The organism is Mesorhizobium sp. M8A.F.Ca.ET.202.01.1.1 (assembly GCF_004791595.1).
GTDB lineage: Bacteria > Pseudomonadota > Alphaproteobacteria > Rhizobiales > Rhizobiaceae > Mesorhizobium.
Genome location: NZ_SRUN01000264.1, coordinates 1 through 294, shown reverse-complemented (window position 1 = coordinate 294; position 294 = coordinate 1). Strand labels below are relative to the sequence as shown.

The window sequence follows — 294 nt, the reverse complement described above, 5'->3', positions numbered from 1 at the left end:
GCCCCGGCAGGGCCCCCCGTCTTGAAACTGCAATGGAACTCTGCCTATTTAAGTGGTGTCACCTGATTTGGCGGGTGATTTGGTTGTTCTTGTTGGGAAAGGAAACACACTGAGAACAGCACTGCGGAAGAAGGCCGATATCGTGCCTTCGCCGGCCGGGATCAGCGGAAACGATGCTGCGTCCCTCGCCATCACGACAGTCCTTGCCAGTCTGGAAGACTCCAAGGCCGAAAACATCGTCTCAAGCGACATCCAGCGTAAATCGAGCCTCGGCGACTACCTGGTCATCGCCTC

Annotated in this window: 1 pseudogene; it reads left to right on the top strand. The window is 56.8% G+C overall.

The features are described from left to right. Positions 1-142: 142 nt before the first annotated feature. Positions 143-294 (top strand): annotated as a pseudogene (locus tag EN845_RS34775) (RsfS/YbeB/iojap family protein); the annotation flags it as partial.